Genomic DNA, 21,052 nt, shown 5'->3' with positions numbered 1-21,052 from the left:
CGCGCGGATGCGCACGCTCAGTGCACCATCAGCACCGGCAGCGTCATCGAGCGCAGCACGGTGCGCGTCACGCCGCCCAGCACCCACTCCCGCGCGCGGCCGTGACCGTAGCAGCCCATCACCAGCAGGTCGGCCTGCAGATCGGCCGCCTGCGACAGCAGCATTTCGCCCAGCCCGGCGCTCGGCCGCACGCCTCGGTGCAGCGTGGCCGTGATGTCGTGGTGCTGCAGGAAGGCTTCGATCTCCAGCGGCGTGCGCGTATCGCTGTCTTCCGCCTCGTCCCAAGCGATCAGGTGCACCTGCCGTGCCCGTCGCAGCAGCGGCAACGCCGCGGTGACGGCGCGCGCCGACTCGCGCGTGGGCTTCCACGCCACGAGCACGGTGTCGCCGACCGCGGCACCGGTGTCCACGTACGGCAGCACGAGCGCCGGCTTGCCGCTGTCGACCAGCACCGAGGTGGCGAAGTCGGGCGGTGCGCCGCTCGGGGCCGCGTCGGGGTCGTGCTGACCCAGCACCAGCAGGTCGGACGCCCAGCCGCGGCGGACGAAGGCGCCGACCGGTTCGCCGCGCGCCTCGTGCCAGCTCACCTCGGGCAGGCCGCCGGCTCGGGTCCGGGCCTGTTCGAACACGTTGCGTGCGCGTTCGCGCTGCGCGGCCTCGGCGCCGATCAGCAGCGAGGCTGCGCCGGTCTCGACGGTGAAGGCATACGGGTTCTGCAGCACCGACGGCGTCACCGCGTACAGCGTGTCGAGCCGGGCCCCTTGCGCGGCGGCCAGGCGCTGCGCCGTGTGCAACCGCCGCGCGCAACCGTCGGCATCGTCGTCCAGATGAACCAGGATCGATGTCAGGTCGTTGCTCATCGCCATGCTCCCCATGCCAGCTGTCTTGATCGACACCGTAGGCCACGATGTCCCTGCGCGGCTTGATGTCCATCAACCAGAGCCCGCAGTGGCTGCCCATAATCGACCGCATGCCCGTCGCCCCACCATGACCGCGCAGCATCCCGCGCCGCCCTTCGACACGTGGCTGTGGATGCAGGCGTGGAGCGAGACCTGGTGCGCCGGGCTCGACCCGGCGGGCGCGGGGCAGCGCCTGCGCGCTCAGCGGCTGGCGCGGCTGATCGACGCCACGCTGAGCGGCTCGCCGTTCTACCGCCGGCGCCACCCCGGAGCGCACGAGCTCGCCGACTTCCGGCCGGTGAGCAAGGCCGAGCTGATGGCGCACTTCGACGACTGGGCCACCGACCGCCGCATCACCCGCGCCGCCGCACAGGCCTTCGTGGCCGACCCGGCGTGCATCGCCGACGGCTGGCTCGGCAACTATCTGCTGTGGACCAGCTCCGGCACCAGCGGCGAGCCCGGCGTGTTCGTGCAGGACGCGCGCAGCCTGGCGGCCTACGACGCGATCGACGCGCTGCGGCTGCGCGGCGCCGGGCCCGGCCAGGTCTCGCTCGGCAGCTGGGGCGCGCGCCAGCGCTTCGCCTTCGTGGGTGCCACCGGCGGCCACTTCGCCGGCGTGGTGAGCATGGAACGGCTGCGCCGTCTGGTGCCGGCCGCGCTGGCACCGGAGATCCGCGTGCTCTCGGTGCTGGAGCCGCTGTGCGACGTGGCGCAGGCGCTGCAGGCCCAGCAGCCCAGCGTGCTGATCACCTACCCGAGCTGCGCCGCCGCGCTGGCCCGGCTGCAGGAGGCCGGACAGCTGCGGCTGGCCCTGAAGGAGGTGTGGACGGGCGGCGAGCAGCTCTCGGCCGAGCAGCGCCAGCAGATCCAGGCCGCCTTCGGCTGCCCGGTGCGCAACAACTACGGCGCCTCGGAGTTCTTCACCATCGCGTGGGAGTGCGCCCACGGCGAGCTGCACCTGAACGACGACTGGCTGGTGCTGGAGCCGGTGGACGAGCGGCTGCGGCCGTTGCCGGTGGGCGAGATGTCGCACAGCACGCTGCTGACCAACCTGGCCAACCTGACGCAGCCGCTGCTGCGCTACCAGCTCGGCGACCGCGTGCGCCGCGTGGCGGAGCGCTGCAGCTGCGGCAGCGCCTTCCCGCTGATCGAGGTGCAGGGCCGCGCCGACGACACGCTGCGGTTGCGCGACGCGCAGCACCGGCCGGTGACCATCCTGCCGCTGGCGCTGGAGACCGCGATCGAGGAGGGCGCGCACGTCACGCAGTTCCAGGCGCTGTGCGGCAGCGATGGCGATTCGATCGAGCTGCGCTTCGAGGCCTCGGTGGGCGACGCGCGCGCGGCGTTCACGCAATCGCGGCGCGCGCTCGCCGACTTCCTGGCGCACCACGGCGTGAGCGGCACGCGCATCTCGATGAGCGCGGCCGAGCCGCTGCGCCAGCGCGCAAGCGGCAAGCTGCGCCGCGTGGTGATGCTGCCCGCTGCGCCGGTGCGTCGCAAGCCCCCGGCACGCGCGCCCGCTCGGCGCTGAGGCCTCCGCCTCTAATCGCGCCGCGCGATCAGCAACCCGACCAGCAGGCCCACGCCGGCGGCCACGCCGATCGCCACGTACGGGTGCTCATGCACCGCGTGGTCGGCCTTGCGGGCGGCGCGCCGGCCGCGGTACAGCGCCTCGTCTTCCAGGCGGCCCAGCTCCCGGCGCGCGCGGCGCAGTTGTGCCTCGAGCTTCTCGCGGGTGCTGCCGATCTGCTCGCTGCCGGCACGCTGCGCGTCCTTCAGCAGGTGATTGGCCTCGTCGACCATCTGCTGCAGGCCGTGCGCGAGCCGTTCGCGGGTGGCGTGCTCGGGGGTGGAAGTGGCGGTCGAGTCCATGCAGTGCTCCTTGCCGTGGGAATGGACGCGAGGCCGCGGGGCCAGGCGCCCGGGATGGGTGAAGGACCATCCTAGGCGCCCGGCGAGGCCGCCCGTTGACCAGGGTCAATTGCGGCCGGCCACGCTGCGGATCAGGCGCGGGCCAGCGGCCCGCCCGCGCGGCGCCCGTCGAAGCCGATGCTGCCGGTCCCCAACGCCGCCACCAGCAGCAGGCCGCCGGCGACCGACACGTTCTTCATGAACAGCAGTTGCTGCACGAAGGCCTGGTCGGCCGGCAGCGACCAGAAGGGGTGGAACAGCACGCTGGCCAAGAGGGTGAAGCCGGCCAGCGCCAGCGCCGCCCAGCGCGCCTGGAAGCCCACCACCAGCGCCAGGCCGGCGATCAGCTCGAACAGGCCCACGGCGACCGCGACCGCCGAGGCGAACGGCACGCCGCCGCTGGCGATGTAGCCCGCGGTGCCCGAGATGTCGCCGAGCTTGCTGGCGCCGGCCAGCACGAACATCAGCGCCAGCAGGATGCGGCCGACCAGGGCCAGGGGGGACTTGACGGTGTCGAGCATGGGAATTTCTCCGTGAGGTTGAAAAGGTGCGGTTCGGCTTCGAAACCGGTTCCTCACTGCGCTGGCCGGAACGGCCGGGGAACGGGCTTCTCGATGCAGGAAGCTTAGGTGCGCCGAGGCGCGCCGGGAGTGGCCGGCCGTGAAGGCATCGTTCAAAACGGCTGAGGGCCCGCCGGCCGAAGCCCGGCGCGCGCGGCGTCCTGCGACTACTTCTTCGCCGGGTCGCGGCGCACCGGTTTGCTGCCGGCCGCCGTGTCTTCGGGCTTCCTGGCGTCCCCGATCACGCTCTTCAGCGGACAGACCGAGAAGGCCGGGCACTTCTTGCAGCCGACGGCGACGGCGATGGGGCACAGGGTCATGGTGGTGTCCTCCTCGGACCAATAGACCACGCACCACGCTCTCGCACAAGGGCGTTTGCGCCGGTGGCGCAGGCCCGCCGCGCGAGGCGGTCGGTCGCGACGCTAGACGGCGACCGGCGCCCGCGCCGCCAGGAACTGGTGAATCATCGCCACCGCCGCGGCGCCTTCGCCGATGGCGCCGCCGACGCGCTTGACGGAGCCCGAGCGCACGTCGCCCACCGCGAACACGCCGGGCACGTTGGACTCCAGCGCGGCCGGCCGGTAGCCGTCGCCGGCCGCGCCTTCGATCGCCTGGCCGGTGCGCACGAAGCCGTGCGCGTCGACCGCCACGCCGCAGCCCTGCAGCCACGCCGCCTCCGGATCGGCGCCGACGAACAGGAACAGGTGGCGGATGCGACGCGCCTCCTCGGCGCCGCTGCGGTGGTCGCGCCAGGCCAGGCCTTCCAGGCCCTCGGCGGTGCAGCCGTCCAGCCGCGACAGCTCGGTGTGCGAACGCAGGTGGATGTTGGGCGTGGCCTCGATGCGGTCGATGAGGTAGCGCGACATACTGGCCGCGAGGCCGGCGCTGCGCACCAGCATGTGCACGGCCACGGCATGCTGGGCCAGGAACACCGCCGCCTGGCCCGCCGAGTTGCCGCCGCCGATGAGCGCCACCTCGGCCTGCGCGCACAGGCGCGCCTCCACCGCCGAGGCCCAGTACCAGACGCCCCGGCCCTCGAACTCGGCCAGGCGCGGCACGGCCGGGCGGCGGTAGCGCGCGCCGCTGGCCACGACCACGCTGCGCCCGCGCAGCCTCCGCCCGTCGGCGAGCTTCACGTGCAGCTCGGCCGCCGGGCCGTCCTTCGCGCGGCTGCAGTCCAGACCGACGGCCTGCGCCGGGATCAGCATCTCCGCGCCGAACTTTTGCGCCTGCACGAAGGCCCGCCCGGCCAGCGCCTGACCCGAGATGCCCGTGGGAAAACCGAGGTAGTTCTCGATGCGCGCGCTGGCGCCGGCCTGGCCGCCGTAGGCGCGGCAGTCGAGCACCACCACGCTCAGGCCTTCCGAGGCCGCGTAGACCGCGGTGGCCAGCCCCGCCGGGCCCGCACCGACCACCACCACGTCGAACAGCTCGTCGCGCTCGGCCGTGTCGACCATGCCGATGCAGCGCGCCAGCGCGTCCTCGCCGGGATTGAGCAACACCGAGCCGTCGGGGCAGACCACCACCACCTCGTCCGCGGCCGCGCCGTACTGCGCGATCAGCGCCGCCGCGTCGGCGTCCTTGCGCGCGCAGACCATCTGGTAGGGCTGGCCGTTGCGGCGCAGGAAGGCCTGCAGGCGCAGCATGTCGGGCGCGGTCGACGGGCCGATCAGGACCGGGCCGCTAGCCCCCGATTCGATGAGCGACACGCGCCGCAGGATCAGCGCGCGGGTGATGCGCTCGCCCAGTTCGGCCTCGGCCACCAGCAGCGCGCGCAGCTGACCGGGCGGCACCAGCAGCGCCTCCACCGCCTCTTCGGCCGTGCCGTCCACCAGCGCCGGGCGGCCCGAGAGCTGGCCCACTTCGGCCAGGAACTCGCCCGGCCCCTGGCGCACCAGCGGCAGCACGTGGCCCAGGCCGTCGCGGTGGGTGACCGACACCACACCGGACAGCAGCACGAACATGCCCGGGCCCACCTCGCCCGACGTGAACAACCGCTCGCCGCGCGCATAGCGGCACACGCTGCCGAAGCGGCTGATGCGCGCGATCTCGGTGTCGCTCAGCACCGGGAACATCTGGTGGCGGCGATTGGGGGCGCCGTCGGTCGGCAGGTCTGCGGCCATCTTCACCTCCGAGGGCGCTTCAGGGAGGCGGCCGGAGCGGGCCTGACCTCGGCAAGAGCGCGGCTTGATTCTGGCGCGGAGTCGGATCTCCGAGCGCGCGCGCTGTCATGCCCACGCTTCTCCCAACGCCTTGGCCTGCTGCAGCACAAGCTCCACCGCAGCGTCCTGCTGATCCGGTGGGTACTTGTACTTGCGCAGGATGCGCTTGACCATCAGTCGCAGCTTGGCCTGGACGCTTTCTCTCGCGGACCAATCGACCGTGAGGTTCTTGCGCAAGTTCTCGGCCAGCTCATGGGCGATCTTCTTCAGCGTCTCATCGTTCAGCTCTCGAACGGCGGATTCGTTGTTGGCCAGCGCGTCATAGAAGCGCACTTCGTCTTCGGTGAGGCCAAGCTGCTCCCCGCGCGCCGCAGCCGCGCGAAACTTCTTGGCCATCTGCACCAGCTCTTCCATCACCTGAGCAGCTTCGATGGACCGGTTTTGGTAGCGCTGCACCACGTCGGCCAGCATGTCCGAGAACTTCTTGTTCTGGACCACGTTGCCGGCGAAGCGTGACTTGATCTCGCCTTCGAGCAGCCGCTCCAGCAATTCCACCGCGAGGTTGCGCTCTGGCAGGTTGCGAACCTCGGCCAGGAAGGCGTCGTCCAGGATGCCGATGTTGGGCTTGTCCAGCCCCACGGCGTCGAAGATGTCGACCACCTCCTCCGAGACCACGGCCGCGCTGATGATCTGCCGGATGGCCAGTTCACGTTGCTCGTCCATCTTCTTCTGCGCGCTGATGTCCCGCTTGGTCAGGATCACCTTCACGGCCTGGAAGAAGGCCACCTCCTCGCGCACGGCCTTGGCTTCGTCGAGCGTGCAGCAGAGCGTGAAGGCTTTGCTCATCGCCAGCGCCAAGTCGGCGAAGCGCTTCTTGCCTTCCTTGATCCCAAGCACGAAGTTGGCGGCGCCGGCCAGTGTCTTGTGACCCCCAGTGAGGAACCCGCTGTAGTCGAAGCCGTGCCCGTTCGTTCCCGCCAGCATGCCTCGCAGCGCGTCGAGCTTCTCGGCCAACACGCTATACGCCTCGTGCGCGTCCACCGTCGGCCGGCCGCGGCCCTGTGCTGCGGTGTACTCCTTCAACGCCGACTTCAACTCGTTGGCGATGCCGATGTAGTCCACCACCAGGCCGCCCTGCTTGTCCTTGAACACGCGGTTCACGCGCGCAATCGCCTGCATGAGGTTGTGGCCCTTCATCGGCTTGTCGACGTAGAGCGTGTGCACGCAGGGCGCGTCGAAGCCCGTGAGCCACATGTCGCGCACGATGACCATGCGCAGCGGGTCGGCCGGGTTCTTGAAGCGCTTCTCCAGCCGCTTTTTTACCTGGGCGCTGTAGATGTGGGGCCGCAGCAGTGCCTTGTCGCTGGCCGAGCCCGTCATCACGATCTTGATCGTGCCTTGCTCGGGGTCGGGGCTGTGCCAGTCGGGTCGCAGCTTGACGATCTCGTCGTAGACATGCACGCAGATCTCGCGGCTCATGGCCACCACCATGGCCTTGCCGGTCTGCGCCTTGTTGCGCTCCTCGAAGTGCGCCACCAGATCCGCCGCCACCTGGGCGACGCGCGGCGCGGCACCGACCACCTTCTCCAGCGCCGCCCAGCGGCTCTTGAGCTTGGCCTGCTGGCTCTCTTCCTCGTCTTCGGCCAGCTCGTCGACCTCGTCGTCGATGGTGGCCATCTCGTCGGCCTTGAGGCCCAGCTTGGCGAGCCGGCTCTCGTAGTAGATGGCCACCGTGGCGCCATCTTCCTTGGCCTGCTGCATGTCGTAGACGCTGATGTAGTCGCCGAACACCGCCCGCGTGTCGCGGTCTTCGCCCGACACCGGCGTGCCGGTGAAGGCCACGAAGGTGGCGTTGGGCAGCGCATCGCGCAGGTGCTGGGCGTATCCCACTTGGTACTTCGCGCTCGGCGCGAACTCGGCCCGGTGCGCGGGTGGCTGGCCATTGCCCGTGGTCAGCTCGCTCGATGCCTTGAGCGCCGACTTCGGCGTCTTCAGCTTGGCCTCGAAGCCGTACTGCGTGCGGTGCGCCTCGTCGGCCATCACGACGATGTTGTGGCGATCGGAGAGCAGCGGGAACGTGTCCTCGTCTTCGCCCGGCATGAACTTCTGGATGGTGGCGAACACGATGCCGCCGCTCGGGCGGTTGCCGAGCAGCGCGCGCAGTTCCTGCCGGGTGTTCGCCTGCACCGGCTGCTCGCGCAATAGATCCTGCGCCAGGCTGAACACGCCGAAGAGCTGGCCGTCCAGGTCGTTACGGTCGGTGATGACGACGATGGTCGGGTTCTCCATCGCCGGCTCCTGCATCACGCGCGCTGCGAAGCAGGTCATCGTGATGCTCTTGCCGCTGCCCTGGGTGTGCCAGACCACGCCGCCCTTGCCACGCAAACGCGCATCGCTGTTCGGGCGCGACGCGGTCACCACCTGCGCAATGGCCGCGCGCACCGCGTGGAACTGGTGATAGCCGGCGATCTTCTTGGCGAGTTGGCCGTCGTCCTCGAAGAGCACGAAGTAGCGCAGGTAGTCGAGCAGATAGGCCGGCGCCAGCGCGCCACGCACCAGCGTCTGCAGCTCATGGAACTTGCCCAGCGGGTCGAGCGTGTTGCCGTCGATCGTGCGCCAGGCCATGAAGCGCTCGCTGTCGGCCGAGAGCGAGCCGAGCAGCGCCTCGCTGCCGTCGGACACCACCAGCACCTCGTTGGTCTGGAAGATGTCCGGGATCTGCGCCTTGTAGGTCTGGATCTGGTGGAAGGCCTTCCACACGTCGGCGTTCAGGTCCGCCGGGTTCTTCAGCTCGATCAGCACCAGCGGCAGGCCGTTGACGAACAGCACGATGTCGGGCCGGCGCGTGTGGTGTGGCCCGGTCACGGAGAACTGGTTGACGGCCAGCCACTCGTTGCGCGACGGGTCGGACCAGTCCACCAAACGCACAAAGTCGCCGCGCGTTTCGCCGTCTTGTTGGTACTGCACCGGCACGCCGCCCACCAGCAGCCGGTGAAAGTGTCGGTTGGCGGCCAACAGCACCGGGGTGCCGAGATCCAGCACCTGGCGGATGGCATCCTCGCGCGCCGCCGCGGGCACGGTCGGGTTCAGCGCGGCCACTGCGGAGCGCAAGCGCCCGAGCAGCAGCACTTGGCGGTAGCTGTCGCGCTCGGGGGCGTCGCCATCGGGCGCGATGTCCGGCCCATAGCGGTGTTGCCAGCCCACGTCGGCCAGCCACGCCAGGCACTCTTGTTCGAGCTGGTCCTCCGTCATGGGCTCCCTGCCAGCAGTTCGACATAGGCAGCGTAGCTGAACAGGCGGTTCTTCTTCTGGCCGGTCAGCTCGCTCAGCATCCCCAGGTCGTGCAGCAGCTTCACCGCCGCCGTGGCCGTGGGGAAGGTGGTGTCCAACTTCTGCCGCACCTGTTCGATGGTGAACCGCGGCATCAGCGGCAGCAACTCGAACAGGCGCAGCGCCACCGCGCCCACGCGGGGCGCAGCCAGCAGGTGCTTGCGGTCAGCGTTGATCAGGCTCGCCATCGCGACGATGCCGCGCTCGGCGTCTGTTGCCGCGGTCTCCACGCCATCGAGGAAGAAGCCGACCCAGCCCTCCCAGTCGCCCTCGGTGCGCACGGCCGACAGCCGCCGGTAGTACTCGGCCTGGTGCTGCTTGAGGTAGCCGCTCAGGTAGACCAGCGGCTCGGGCAGCAGGCCCCACTGCTCCAACAAGGCGGCAATCAGCAGCCGTCCGATGCGCCCGTTGCCGTCGAGGAACGGGTGGATGGTCTCGAACTGCACGTGCACCAGGGCCACGCGCACGAGGGGTGGCAGCGCAGGCTCCGGGTCATGGATGAAGCGCTCCAGGTCGGCCAGCAGTCCCGGAACCTGGTCCGGTGGCGGCGGCACGAAGGCCGCACGGCCCGGCCGAGCGCCGCCGATCCAGTTCTGCGAGCGTCGGAGTTCTCCCGGCTGCTTGCCAGCGCCGCGTGCGCCGTCGAGCAGCAGCCTGTGGGCGTCGCACAGCAAGCGCACCGAAATCGGCAGGCCGGCCTCGCTGCGCAGGTTGTCGCGCACGAGGCGGAAGGCACGCAGGTAGTTGGTCACCTCCTCGACATCGGCAGTGTTGGCCAGCACCTGGCCGGCCTCGTCGTCGAACAGGTCGGTCAGCGTGGCCTGGGTGCCCTCGATCTGCGAGGTGAGCAGCGCCTCCTTGCGGATGGCGCTGTAGAGCAGCCAGTCGACCGAAGGCACCAGGCCGGCCACGCCGCCCAGCCGAGCCAGCGCCATCTCGGCGCGGCGGCTGGCTGCTGCGTAGCCCTCAGCAGCCAGCGGCGGGTCGGCCGGCGGCAGCGGATGGGGCACGAACGCCTGCACCGCCTCGCCCAGCGTGGTGGTGGTGACGTAGGTGCCGGCGGTGCGCATCGTATGAAAGCTTGCTTGAGCAGCAGGCTTTCATAGTAAAGCGTTCTTTAATTTATGGAAAGCCTGCGAAAGCAAGCTTGCGGGGGGCTGCCGCAGCAGCGCCCGTACATTGCCGCGCCAAGTGGATCGGGGTTCCTGGTTGGCGCTGCAGCCGCGGTGGGTTCACCTGGGCTTTTCGCTTTCTGGCCAGCAAGAGCCTTGAGCGCTTAGCGAAAGTGCTTAACAAGCTAAGCACCAAGTCTTTGATTTAAAAAGTGTTTCCGGAAACGGACCGGCGCCAACCCTGATTGCTAAGCTGTCTGCTACGCCCTCGCCTTGCGCGCGATGAGCCAAATGCCACGCACCAATCAAAGCTGCGCCAAGGCCGTACGCAGGTACCCGAAGCTGGTAGAGCGGTTGCGCGCCGGGTCCATTCTTGAGGCCACCTCGCGAGCCAACTCCAGCTTGCGCAGTCCCTGCTTGAAATAGCCCTTGCGTTGCAACTCGCGTTCAAGAGCCTCCCAGGTACCACCGGCAATTGCGTCAGGGTCACGGAAGCCCGCTCTTCGCGGCAGCGTGTCGGGCATCTTGGGGTAGGCCGCGCAAACAGCAGGCCAGTCGCCAAAGAACCACGCCTCGAGTTCTTCGATTGCAATGCGGTTGATCACCTGGAAGCGCCCCTTTGGCGTGGCATCGCTGCGCGGCACCAGGCCGACGGCTCGGGCCATGGCATCAAGCTGGGCCTTCAAAGCGAGGCAATCTTCGTCGTCCCTGTCGACCAGCACCAGCACCACCGCCGTGTCTGGTAGCCACTGCGCATAGCCGGCCAGACGTTGCGGCAGTTGCTTCAACAACTCGCTCTTGCACTGGAATTGGCGCAATTCAGCGCGAATGCCCTCGCGCAACAGGCGCGGAAGCAGGTGCTGCAGCGCCACCTCCATAGACGGCTCCTCCACCAACACGTGCAGCACCTCAATGGCCACGCCGCGCCCCTTCTATCGTCCAAGGCGCCCCCTGGTTGCGCAAAGGGTCACTCATGCCGAACTGGCCTTCGATCCACAGGTGACCGAGCGAAGCGCCAGCCGCCACGAACTCCGGGATGCCCTCGATGTCAGCTGCAGTACGAACCTGCGTGTGACCCTGTTCGTCTCGGAACAGGATGCGTACTTCATCGGGCCTGCAGCTGTTCAGGAAGAAGGGCGAATGCGTAGTCACCAGCAACTGTGTGCGTTCGGACGCATGGCGGCATTCCTCGCCCAGTTCAGGCAGCAGCCGCGGGTGCAGAAAGTTCTCGGGCTCCTCGATGCCGATGAAGCGCGGTGGCTCGGGGTCGTACAGAACAGTCAGGTAGGCCAGCATCTTGAGCGTGCCGTCGGATGCAAACTTCGACAACACCGGCTTGTCGAACGGCGCATCTTTCACTTCCAGCAGCAGCCGGCCGTCCGGCATGGGCGTCGCGTCGATGCGCTCCAGCCGCGGAATGCGCCGCCGCAGCACCTCAGTGATGCTCTGCAACTGCTCCGGGTGGGTCTCCTGAAGATACTGGATGACATTGGGCAGGTTGTCGCCGGTCTTCGACAACTGCTCCATCGGCCCGGCCTCGGGCTGAGTTCGAGTGTTGTCCACAGACAGGTAGGACACGTACCAGTCGGTGATGAAATCGCGCAATGCCGCCACGCGGGGGTGCTGCGCGATCTGACCCAGAGTGTTCACCGCCAGCAGTTCGGCGCTGCGCAGCGGCACGTCGAGCCGCTCGTCCTTTTCGTCGGGTAACTCGCCACCTACTACCACCCCCTTGCCGAGTCTGTAGTCCAGGAAGCGCCAAGGTCGGCCTTGAGTGCCGCGGGTCCAGGCCAACCACTCTTCAGCCACCACCGGGCCCTTGGGGCCTTCGTCGATCGATAGGTGGTAGGTGATCAAGGGCGTCGCCTTGCTTTCGCGGTACTTGATCTCGATAACCACAGGTCCGTCCGCGCCACGGGTCTTCAGTTCCTTCGCACGGCCTCGCTTGTCCCAGGCCTGCCGCAGGCCACCCTGGAAGCACTCAGACAGAAAGTTGAAAACGTCGAACAGCGTAGTCTTGCCGCTGCCATTGGGTCCCAGCAGCACTGTCAATGGCGTGATGTTCTTCAACTCGATGTTCCGCAAAGCGCGGAAGTTCTGCACCCGCAGGTAGTGGATGCGTGGCACGGTGGACAAGGTGGCCATGGTGGGAGCAGCTTTCTGAAGTGCCGGAAGTGTGCCCGATGGCGGCAAGAGCTCAGGCGGCCAGCGCCACAGCGTCAGGCAGGCGGAGTTGGCCGGAGATCAGACGAGGCAACAGCGCATCACGCAGCGCGCCAAGGGTTGCTCCCCTCGCATGGTTGCTCGTGATCGCGTGCCGCAGTGGATTGATCAGCGCGCCGAAAGCTTCTGCAACTGCTGATGGCGGCACGGCAATCCGATAGGTCGCGAGCACATCGTTCTGCACCCGCTGACGTCCACTCGTCCCTGACATGCTGCGCTCGGCAAACTCGCGAAACGGTGCGTGTCTGCACAGCAGATAGGCGAAGTAATCGGGCAGCGGCGCCTTAGGCCGCAGCACGATGAACTCTGTCGATCCCCAGCCGATCTCATCTTCCACGAGGAAATCGACGAACGCCGTCTTGCCGTTTTCGAGGCAGGGCGTGATGCGCGCCAGCAGCGTGTCGCCGTTCCGAAACTTGGTGCCGGACCCGAAGGCACGCACCGCGATCGACTCGGCGCAATGGCCCGTGGTCGGCACACCGGCCATCTCGAGGTACTTCGCCTCTGAATCCTTCGGAAGGCTGCGCGAGGGATTGATCTCGAAGGTTTCTGCCAACGTTGCAGCGCGCCACCCCCTGGGCACTGGCCCCAAAGCAGACTCCTCGACCCCCTCTGGAAACAGGGCCGCCGTGGCTTCGTCCATGCCGGCCGGGGCGAGGCCTTGGCTCTTGGCGCGAACGGGATCGAAGTCGACGAACCACGACTTGAACAGCGCCTGCGCGATCGCTTCGAGGGTGGCGTTGGTGTCGCGCAGGAGGGCGATGCGGTCGTCGAGAGCACGCAGAGCGGCCGCAATCGCTACCTGCTCGCCGACTGGCGGCAGCCTCAGCTTGATTTGTTTGAGTGATGTCAGTGGCTGGCCAATACCCGGCGTGCCGACCTGCGATGAGTTCTTGAGAAGTTCGAAGCGCCCAATCGCAGACTTGAAAAAGTAGTAGACGAAGTCCGGGTGTGCACGGGCCACATCGCATGTCAGCTTCATCAGGCTTGAGGACAGAACGTACCTCTCGCCGTCTTCCGGGACGATGCCAACTTCGCCAATAGCGCCACGATGAGGGAAGACCAAGTCATTCGGCGACAGGTTCGCCGAATTGAGTTCTACAGCCTTCTCTGGCGTGATGAATACAAACTCACCCGAGAACGATCGGCCGCCAGTCAAGTTGGTGCCGCGGACAACACGAACCCCGGCATCCACGTAGCAATCGCTCTTCATCCGCGAGCCGAATGGGCCGATTGCAATGCTTCCCGCTCCGGGGGCCTTGATCTCTTCGATCGAGATCAAGGGCCATTCAGAACTCATACCCGAGCCCACCCAGCTTCTGCCGAATCACCGCATCCAGCTCCGCCCCCTTCGCCATCTGCTCCCCGAGCTTCTCGGTCAGCGCCTGCATCTTGGCCTCGAAGCTCTCGCCATCATCGTCCACCGCTTCCGCGCCCACATAGCGCCCCGGCGTCAGCACATGCCCGTGCTCGGCGATCTCGGCGAGCTTCACGCTGCGGCAGTAGCCGGGGATGTCGGCGTAGCTCGAAGCACCCTCACCCCGACCCCCTCCCGCCAGCGGGAGAGGGGGTGATGCGCGCCACGCGGCCACGGTCCCGGCGATCCGCTCGATCACCTCGTCCTTCAGCTCGCACTGCACGCGGCTGATCATCGTGGCCAGCTTGCGCGCGTCGATGAACAGCACCTCGCCTCGGCGCTGCCGCTTGTCCTTCACCAGGAACCACAGGCACGCCGGGATCTGCGTGTTGAAGAACAGCTGGCCCGGCAGCGCGATCATCACCTCCACCACGTCGGCCTCCACCGTCGCGGCGCGGATCTGGCCTTCGTTGTTCTGGCTGCTGCTCATGCTGCCGTTGGCCAGCACGATGCCGGCGCGGCCGCCGGGCTTCAGGTGGTGCAGCATGTGCTGCAGCCAGGCGTAGTTGGCATTGCCTTGCGGCGGGTCGCCGTAGTGCCAACGAGCGTCACCCGTCAGGCTCGCGTGCCACCAGTCGCTGATGTTGAACGGCGGGTTGGCCAGGATGAAGTCGGCGCGCAGGTCGGGAAACTGGTTCTTGGTGAAGGTGTCGGCCGGCTCGCGGCCGAGGTTGAAGTCGATGCCGCGGATCGCGAGGTTCATTGCCGCGAGCCGCCAAGTGGTGGGGTTGGCCTCCTGGCCGAAGATGGCCACGTCGCCCAGCTTGCCGCCGTGGCTGAGGATGAACTCTTCGCTCTGCACGAACATGCCGCCGCTGCCGCAGCACGGGTCGTACACCTTGCCGTGGTGCGGCGCCAGCACGGCGACCAGTGTCTTGACGATGCTGCGCGGCGTGTAGAACTGACCGCCGCGCTTGCCTTCGGCGCTGGCGAACATGCCGAGGAAGTATTCGTACACCTGGCCCAGCACGTCGCGCGCAGTGGCGGCGCTCTCGCCGAAGCCGATGGTGGAGACCAGGTCCACCAGTTCGCCCAGCTTGCCGTCGGGCAGCTGCGCGCGCGCGAAGCGCTTGTCGAGGATGCCCTTGAGCTTGGGGTTCTCGGCTTCGATGAGGCTCAGGGCATCGTCGATGCGCTTGCCGATGTCGGGCTGCTTGGCCGCAGAACGGATGGCTTCCCAGCGGGCCGCTTCCGGTACCCAGAAGACGTTGGCCTCGCGGTAGTAGTCGCGGTCTTCCAGTTCGGCGGCGATGTCGGCCGGCGTGGCGCCGTCGAGGTGGTATTCGTCGGCCGGGTCGGCGAAGCGCGCCGTCAGTTCGGTGCGGCGGGCCTGGAAGGTGTCGGAGATGTACTTCAGGAAGATCAGGCCCAGCACCAGGTGCTTGTACTCGGCCGCGTCCATGTTGGCGCGCAGCTTGTCGGCGGTGGCCCAGAGGGTCCTCTTCAGGTCGTCCGGCATGGGAAGTAGGGCGTCGCGTGGGAAGGTGCGGCCGATTGTCGCGGCCCGCGGCTGAGCCGTTGTCCCTAGGGCGCGAGCGCCGGCCACTCCAGCAGCTCCGCCAGCCGGCGCACCACCCAGTGCGCCTCGTCGGGCGTGACGACCGCATCCGCCGTCTGCAGGCCACGAAGCAGCTGCCCCAGCACGTCGAGCTCGGTGACGCCCAGATAGGCGCGCGTGGCCACCGCGTGCTCGGTCAGCATCTGCGCCAGGTCTTCACACAGCTCGTAGCGCGCCGCGATGACCTCGCGGCTCTCGCTGGGGCGCGTGGCGCCGCGGGGGATGAACAGAGCGATGAACGAAGAGGGGACTTCGTTCTGGTTGATTTCGTACATCTCGTTCAATCCGGCTCCCGGATCAAACGTCGATGTTCGCCGCCCTCAACGCATTCGTCTCGATGAAGTCGCGCCGCGGTTCCACCTCGTCGCCCATCAGCATGGTGAACACGCGGTCGGCCTCGATGGCGTCGTCGATCTGTACGCGCAGCAGGCGGCGCACCGTGGGGTCCATGGTGGTTTCCCAGAGCTGCTCGGGGTTCATCTCGCCCAGGCCCTTGTAGCGCTGGCGGCCCACGCTGTTCTCGGCCTGCTGCATCAGCCAGGCCATGGCCTCGCGGAAGTCGGCCACCTTGGCGTCCTTCTGCTTCTCGCCCTCGCCCTTCTTCACCACGGCCTCGGTGGACACCAGGCCCTTGAAGGCGAGGCCGGCGGTGCTGAGGGCCTCGTAGTCGGCGCCGTGCACGAAGTCGGCGGTGATCACGCTGCTCTTGGTGTTGCCGTGGTGGCGGCGGCTGATGCGGAGCAGGTGCTTGTCGAGCCGGGCGTCGAATTCGGCGCTCACGTCGGCATCGTGCAGCGCGGCCTTCAGCGCGGCGGCGGAGGTTTCGGCATCGGCCAGGGTGTCGAGGTTGAGTACCAGGCCGTCGGCGATGGCGCGCAGCGCCTCCACGTCCATCCAGTTGGCCAGGCGGGCGGTCACGTTGTTGGCCAGCACGTACTGGCGCGCCAGCGATTCCAGCGCGTCGCCCAGCAGCACGGTGCCGCCCACGCCGGTTTCCAGCCGCGCGTCGCGCAGCGCCACGCGCAACAGGTAGGCGTCGAGCTCGTGGCCGTCCTTCAGGTACTGCTCTTCCTTGCCGAGCTTCACCTTGTAGAGCGGCGGCTGGGCGATGTAGATGTGGCCGCGCTCCACCAGCTCGGGCATCTGGCGGTAGAAGAAGGTGAGCAGCAGCGTGCGGATGTGGGCGCCGTCCACGTCGGCATCGGTCATGATGATGATGCGGTGGTAGCGCAGCTTGTCGGGGTTGTATTCGTCCTTGCCGATGCTGGTGCCCAGCGCGGTGATGAGCGTGAGGATCTCGTTGCTGGTGAGCAGCTTTTCGAAGCGGGCGCGCTCCACGTTCAGGATCTTGCCGCGCAGCGGCAGGATCGCCTGGAACTTGCGGTCGCGGCCCTGCTTGGCGGAGCCGCCGGCGGAGTCGCCCTCCACGATGTAGATCTCGCAGAGCGCGGGGTCCTTCTCCTGGCAGTCGGCCAGCTTGCCGGGCAGGCCCATGCCGTCGAGTACGCCCTTGCGGCGCGTCATCTCGCGGGCCTTGCGGGCGGCCTCGCGGGCGCGCGCGGCCTCCACGATCTTGCCGCAGATGATCTTGGCGTCGATCGGGTTCTCGAGCAGGTAGTCGGTGAGCAGCTTGCCCACGATCTCTTCCACCGGGCCGCGCACTTCGCTGGACACCAGCTTGTCCTTGGTCTGGCTGCTGAACTTGGGCTCGGGCACCTTCACGCTCACCACGCAGGCCAGCCCTTCGCGCATGTCGTCGCCGGCGATCTCGACCTTGGCCTTCTTGGCGAGTTCGTTGTCCTCGATGTACTTGTTGATCACGCGCGTCATGGCCGCGCGCAGGCCGGTGAGGTGGGTACCGCCGTCGCGCTGCGGGATGTTGTTGGTGAAGCACAGCACCTGTTCGCTGTAGCCGTCGTTCCACTGCATCGCCACTTCGACACCGATGTTGGTGTTGAACTCGCTCATCTTGTCGCCCAGCGCGTGGAAGATGTTGCCGTGCAGCACCTTCTTGCCGGTGTTGATGAACTCCACGAACCCCTTCACGCCGCCGGCGTAGGCGAAGTTGTCTTCCTTGGCGTTGCGCTCGTCGACCAGGCGGATCTTCACGCCGTTGTTCAGGAAGCTCAGTTCGCGCAGGCGCTTGGCGAGCACGTCGTAGTGGAAGTCGATGTTGGTGAAGATCTCTTCGTCGGGCAGGAAGTGCACTTCGGTGCCGCGCTTCTCGGTGTCGCCCACGATGGCCATCGGCGAGACCTCGAAGCCGTTGCGCATCTCCAGCACACGGTCCTGCGGGAATCCGCGCCGGAACTCCATGAGGTGCACCTTGCCTTCGCGGCGTACGGTGAGGCGCAACCACTTCGAGAGCGCGTTGACGCAACTCACACCCACGCCGTGCAGCCCGCCCGAGACCTTGTAGCTGTTCTGGTTGAACTTGCCGCCAGCGTGCAGCTCGGTCAGCGCGATCTCCGCGGCACTGCGCTTGGGCTCGTGCTTGTCGTCCATCTTCACGCCGGTGGGGATGCCGCGGCCGTTGTCGGTGACGCTGATGGAGTTGTCGGAGTGGATGGTCACCACGATGTCGTCGCAGTGGCCGGCCAGGGCTTCGTCGATGGAGTTGTCGACCACCTCGAACACGAGGTGGTGCAGGCCGGTGCCGTCGGACGTGTCGCCGATGTACATGCCGGGCCGCTTGCGAACCGCCTCCAGGCCTTCCAGGATCTGGATGGAGCCCTCTCCATAGGCCACCGACGCGTCCGAACCCACGGAGATGGCATGGCCTTCCGCCGACGGCACGGGTTGCTGCGTGACGCCGCTCTGGGCGTCGTGTTGCGGGGTCTTGGGGTCGCTCATGGGGGCTCTTTTCCATCACGGGGCCGGTGGACCGGCCCCTTCAAAAACGCTGCAGCGGGCTCGCGGCCCGCTGTGCTGGTGTCGGCTGGGTTGCGGGCTAGATCCGCATCGGCATCACCACGTACTTGAAGCCGCCTTGCTCGGGCACGGTGACGAGAGCCGAGCTGTTGGAATCCTGCAGCGACAAGGTGACCATCTCTTGGCCCATGTTGGCCAGCACGTCCATCAGGTAGGTGACGTTGAAGCCGATCTCGATGGCGTCGCCGCCGTAGTCGATCTCGAGCTCTTCCTTGGCCTCTTCCTGCTCGGCGTTGCTGGAGGCGATGCGCAGCGTGCCGGGGTCGAAGTTCAGGCGCACGCCCTTGAACTTCTCGCTGGTCAGGATGGCGGCGCGCTGCAGGCTGGCCAGCAGCGGCGCACGGCCCAGCGTCACGTGGTTCTTGTGGTTCTTGGGGATCACGCGGTTGTAGTCGGGGAACTTGCCCTCGACCAGCTTGGTCACGAACTCCATGCCCGAGAACGCGAACTTGGCCTGGTTGCCGGCGAAGCGCATCTCGATGGCGGTGTCTTCGTCCTTCAGCAGGCGCTGCAGCTCCAGCACGGTCTTGCGCGGCAGGATGACTTCCTGCTTGGGCATCTCCACATCGAGCGTGGCCTGGGCCAGCGCCAGGCGGTGGCCGTCGGTGGCCACCAGCGTGAGACTCTTGCCCTCGGCGACGAACAGGATGCCGTTGAGGTAGTAGCGGATGTCGTGCACCGCCATCGCGAAGTGCACCTGGGCGATCAGCGCCTTCAGGCTCTTCTGCGGCACGCTGAAGGCCGGGCCGAAATCAGCTGCCTCCTGCACCAGCGGGAAGTCTTCCGCCGGCAGCGTCTGCAGCGTGAAGCGACTCTTGCCGCCGGTGAGCGTGAGCTTGTTCTGCGCGCTGCTGAGCGTCACGTTCTGGTCGGCCGGCAGGGTGCGCAAGATGTCGATCAGCTTGCGCGCTCCGACCGTGGTGCTGAAGTTGCCGGCGTCGCCGTCGAACTCGGCCTGGGTGCGGACCTGGATCTCGAGATCGCTGGTGGTGAATTCGATCGCGTTGCCGGTCTTGCGCATCAGCACGTTGGCCAGCACCGGCAAGGTATGACGCCGTTCGACGATGCCGGCGACGGCTTGCAGTGCACCCAGAAATTTTTCCTGCGGGCTCTTCAAGACAATCATTTAAACCTCTTCAGGTAGTCGTTTTAGTAGGGGCCGGCACTTCGTGTGGACAAGGCCATTTTCGCTTGTTCCGGCAATCACTTAGCTGGGCTTCAACCCTGTGGGTCGTGGCTCGGTTTGCGCGGGAGCCGACCACAACAACTCTGGTGGCCTGGCTCGGGCTGTGGATGACTCTCTGCTTGTTCCGGAGTTGTCCCCAGCTTTGTCACTTGACGGCCTCGGCATGCGCATGCTTCAGCCCTTGAGGGTCTGTTCCAGCACGTGGAGCTGCTGGTTCAGTTCGGTGTTCTTGCCGCGCTCGCCGCCGATCTTGCGCACCGCATGCAGCACGGTGGTGTGGTCACGACCACCGAACAGCTCGCCGATCTCGGGCAGGCTCTTCTGCGTCAGTTCCTTGGCGAGGTACATGGCGATCTGGCGTGGCCGGGCGATGCTGGCGGGACGCTTCTTGGAGTACATGTCGGCGACCTTGATCTTGTAGAAGTCGGCCACCGTCTTCTGGATGTTCTCCACGCCGACCTGGCGGTTCTGGATCGACAGCAGGTCCTTCAGTGCCTCGCGGGCCAGCGCGATGTTGATGTCCTTCTGGCTGAAGCGTGCATAGGCCAGCACCTTGCGCAGCGCGCCCTCGAGCTCGCGCACGTTGGCGCGCACGTTCTTGGCGACGAAGAAGGCCACGTCCTCGGGCATCGGCGTGCCTTCGACGTCGGACTTCTTCATCAGGATCGCGACGCGCATTTCCAGCTCGGGCGGCTCGATCGCCACTGTGAGTCCGGCATCGAAGCGCGAGGTGAGGCGCTCGTCGATGTCGGCCAGCCCCTTGGGGTAGGTGTCGCTGGTCATGATGATGTGCGCGCGCTTGGCCAGCAGCGCCTCGAAGGCGTTGAAGAACTCCTCCTGGGTGCGCTCCTTGCCGGCGAAGAACTGCACGTCGTCGATCAGCAGCAGGTCGAGCGAGTGGTACTTGGCCTTGAGCTCGTCGAAGGTCTTGCGCTGGTAGTTCTTCACCACGTCGGTGATGAACTGCTCGGCGTGCAGGTAGAGGATGCGCGCGTCGGGCTTGTCGCGCAGCAGCGCGTTGCCCACGGCGTGGATCAGGTGGGTCTTGCCCAGGCCCACGCCGCCGTAGATGAACAGCGGGTTGTACATGACCCCCGGCGCGCCGGCCACGTGCAGCGCGGCGGTGCGCGCCATCTGGTTGGCGCGTCCCGGCACCAGGGTGTCGAAGGTCAGGGCGGTGTTGAGCCGGTGCGTCGGCGTCGGCGCGCTGGCCTGTGTGTAGGCCCCTGCGTTCGACGACGAGGGGGCACCGAGCCACTGGCCGGCGGCCTGCGGATGGCCGTTGCTGCGCGGCGCATCCGATGAAGGCCGCGGCGGCGCCTCGCGTGCGGCGAGCTGCAGGTCCAGACGCACCGGCTTGCCCGCCAGGTCGCTCAACACCGATTCGATGCGCGCGGCGTACTGATTGCGGATCCAGTCGAGCTTGAAGCGGTTGGGAACCCGCAGCGTGGCCACGGCCGTATCGCCGCGATCGACGAGTTCGGCCGCGGGGAGAGGACGGATCCAGGTGTTGAACTGCTGCTCGGGCAGTTCGGTCGCCAGGCGTTCGCAGCCTTGAGACCAGACGTCGGCGCTCATCGTTCTTGTGGACAATTCTTTCTTCAGCCGAACGATTCTAGCGGTCGAAGCGCGGCTGGGAAGAGGTTATCCACAGTCGTTTTGCGTCTGACGAACCGGCCGTGGAGGCAGGGTTCTCGGTGCAAGTCGTTGACCGAAAAGGGTATTTTTGATGTAATCCTGGGTTCCCCGCATCGGGTACGTGG

At 67.4% G+C, this 21,052-nt stretch carries 16 protein-coding genes; 1 reads left to right on the top strand and 15 read right to left on the bottom strand.

Annotation, left to right across the window (positions count from 1 at the left end; genetic code table 11):
• Positions 1 to 17: 17 nt before the first annotated feature.
• Positions 18 to 860 (bottom strand): universal stress protein, encoded by an 843-nt coding sequence (locus MPE_RS00075; protein WP_011827618.1) that lies wholly within the window; start codon positions 858 to 860, stop codon positions 18 to 20.
• Positions 861 to 987: 127 nt separating this feature from the next.
• Between MPE_RS00075 and MPE_RS00070 the strand changes: the two genes are divergently transcribed.
• Positions 988 to 2,430, top strand: coding sequence for a phenylacetate--CoA ligase family protein (locus MPE_RS00070; protein ID WP_011827617.1), 1,443 nt, complete (start codon positions 988 to 990; stop codon positions 2,428 to 2,430).
• An 11-nt stretch (positions 2,431 to 2,441) separates the two neighbouring features.
• Here the strand turns inward: MPE_RS00070 and MPE_RS00065 are convergent, their stop codons facing one another.
• The 14 genes from MPE_RS00065 to dnaA all read right to left on the bottom strand — a co-directional run bounded on the left by MPE_RS00065 (position 2,442) and on the right by dnaA (position 20,867).
• Positions 2,442 to 2,771: an ElaB/YgaM/YqjD family protein gene (locus MPE_RS00065; protein ID WP_011827616.1), complete on the bottom strand. Its 330-nt coding sequence runs from the start codon at positions 2,769 to 2,771 to the stop codon at positions 2,442 to 2,444.
• A gap of 131 nt (positions 2,772 to 2,902) precedes the next feature.
• Positions 2,903 to 3,331, bottom strand: a complete 429-nt coding sequence (locus MPE_RS00060; RefSeq protein WP_011827615.1) for a DoxX family protein — start codon at positions 3,329 to 3,331, stop codon at positions 2,903 to 2,905.
• A 206-nt stretch (positions 3,332 to 3,537) separates the two neighbouring features.
• Complete coding sequence (locus tag MPE_RS24420) at positions 3,538 to 3,690, bottom strand: hypothetical protein (protein ID WP_011827614.1); 153 nt, start codon at positions 3,688 to 3,690, stop codon at positions 3,538 to 3,540.
• 102 nt (positions 3,691 to 3,792) lie between these two features.
• Positions 3,793 to 5,493: an FAD-dependent oxidoreductase gene (locus MPE_RS00055; protein ID WP_011827613.1), complete on the bottom strand. Its 1,701-nt coding sequence runs from the start codon at positions 5,491 to 5,493 to the stop codon at positions 3,793 to 3,795.
• Positions 5,494 to 5,598: 105 nt separating this feature from the next.
• Positions 5,599 to 8,784 carry a type I restriction endonuclease subunit R gene (locus MPE_RS00050; RefSeq protein WP_011827612.1) on the bottom strand — a complete coding sequence of 1,062 codons (3,186 nt, stop codon included), beginning with the start codon at positions 8,782 to 8,784 and terminating at the stop codon, positions 5,599 to 5,601.
• A complete protein-coding gene (locus MPE_RS00045) occupies positions 8,781 to 9,932 on the bottom strand; it encodes a Fic family protein (RefSeq protein WP_011827611.1) in 1,152 nt (383 codons plus the stop codon). The genes MPE_RS00050 and MPE_RS00045 overlap by 4 nt, the downstream gene beginning before the upstream one ends.
• 347 nt (positions 9,933 to 10,279) lie before the next feature.
• Positions 10,280 to 10,894, bottom strand: a complete 615-nt coding sequence (locus tag MPE_RS00040) for a DUF4276 family protein (protein WP_237706350.1) — start codon at positions 10,892 to 10,894, stop codon at positions 10,280 to 10,282.
• Positions 10,884 to 12,119 (bottom strand): AAA family ATPase, encoded by a 1,236-nt coding sequence (locus tag MPE_RS00035; protein ID WP_011827608.1) that lies wholly within the window; start codon positions 12,117 to 12,119, stop codon positions 10,884 to 10,886. The genes MPE_RS00040 and MPE_RS00035 overlap by 11 nt, the downstream gene beginning before the upstream one ends.
• Before the next feature lie 52 nt (positions 12,120 to 12,171).
• On the bottom strand, positions 12,172 to 13,410 hold the full coding sequence (locus tag MPE_RS00030; RefSeq protein ID WP_011827607.1) for a restriction endonuclease subunit S: 1,239 nt from the start codon (positions 13,408 to 13,410) through the stop codon (positions 12,172 to 12,174).
• Positions 13,411 to 13,486: 76 nt separating this feature from the next.
• Positions 13,487 to 15,073 (bottom strand): class I SAM-dependent DNA methyltransferase, encoded by a 1,587-nt coding sequence (locus MPE_RS00025; RefSeq protein ID WP_011827606.1) that lies wholly within the window; start codon positions 15,071 to 15,073, stop codon positions 13,487 to 13,489.
• A gap of 65 nt (positions 15,074 to 15,138) precedes the next feature.
• Positions 15,139 to 15,447, bottom strand: coding sequence for a hypothetical protein (locus MPE_RS00020; RefSeq protein ID WP_041929475.1), 309 nt, complete (start codon positions 15,445 to 15,447; stop codon positions 15,139 to 15,141).
• Positions 15,448 to 15,469: 22 nt separating this feature from the next.
• Positions 15,470 to 18,025: a DNA topoisomerase (ATP-hydrolyzing) subunit B gene (gene gyrB / locus MPE_RS00015; protein WP_011827604.1), complete on the bottom strand. Its 2,556-nt coding sequence runs from the start codon at positions 18,023 to 18,025 to the stop codon at positions 15,470 to 15,472.
• A gap of 97 nt (positions 18,026 to 18,122) precedes the next feature.
• Entirely contained in the window at positions 18,123 to 19,229 is a 1,107-nt protein-coding gene (gene dnaN / locus MPE_RS00010; RefSeq protein WP_011827603.1) for a DNA polymerase III subunit beta, read from the bottom strand.
• A gap of 234 nt (positions 19,230 to 19,463) precedes the next feature.
• Positions 19,464 to 20,867, bottom strand: coding sequence for a chromosomal replication initiator protein DnaA (gene dnaA, locus MPE_RS00005; RefSeq protein ID WP_011827602.1), 1,404 nt, complete (start codon positions 20,865 to 20,867; stop codon positions 19,464 to 19,466).
• Positions 20,868 to 21,052 lie beyond the last annotated feature (185 nt).

This window comes from Methylibium petroleiphilum PM1 (genome assembly GCF_000015725.1).
Classification (GTDB): domain Bacteria; phylum Pseudomonadota; class Gammaproteobacteria; order Burkholderiales; family Burkholderiaceae_C; genus Methylibium; species Methylibium petroleiphilum.
Note: the sequence above shows the minus strand (reverse complement) of the source record. Positions and strands in the feature narration are given on the sequence as shown.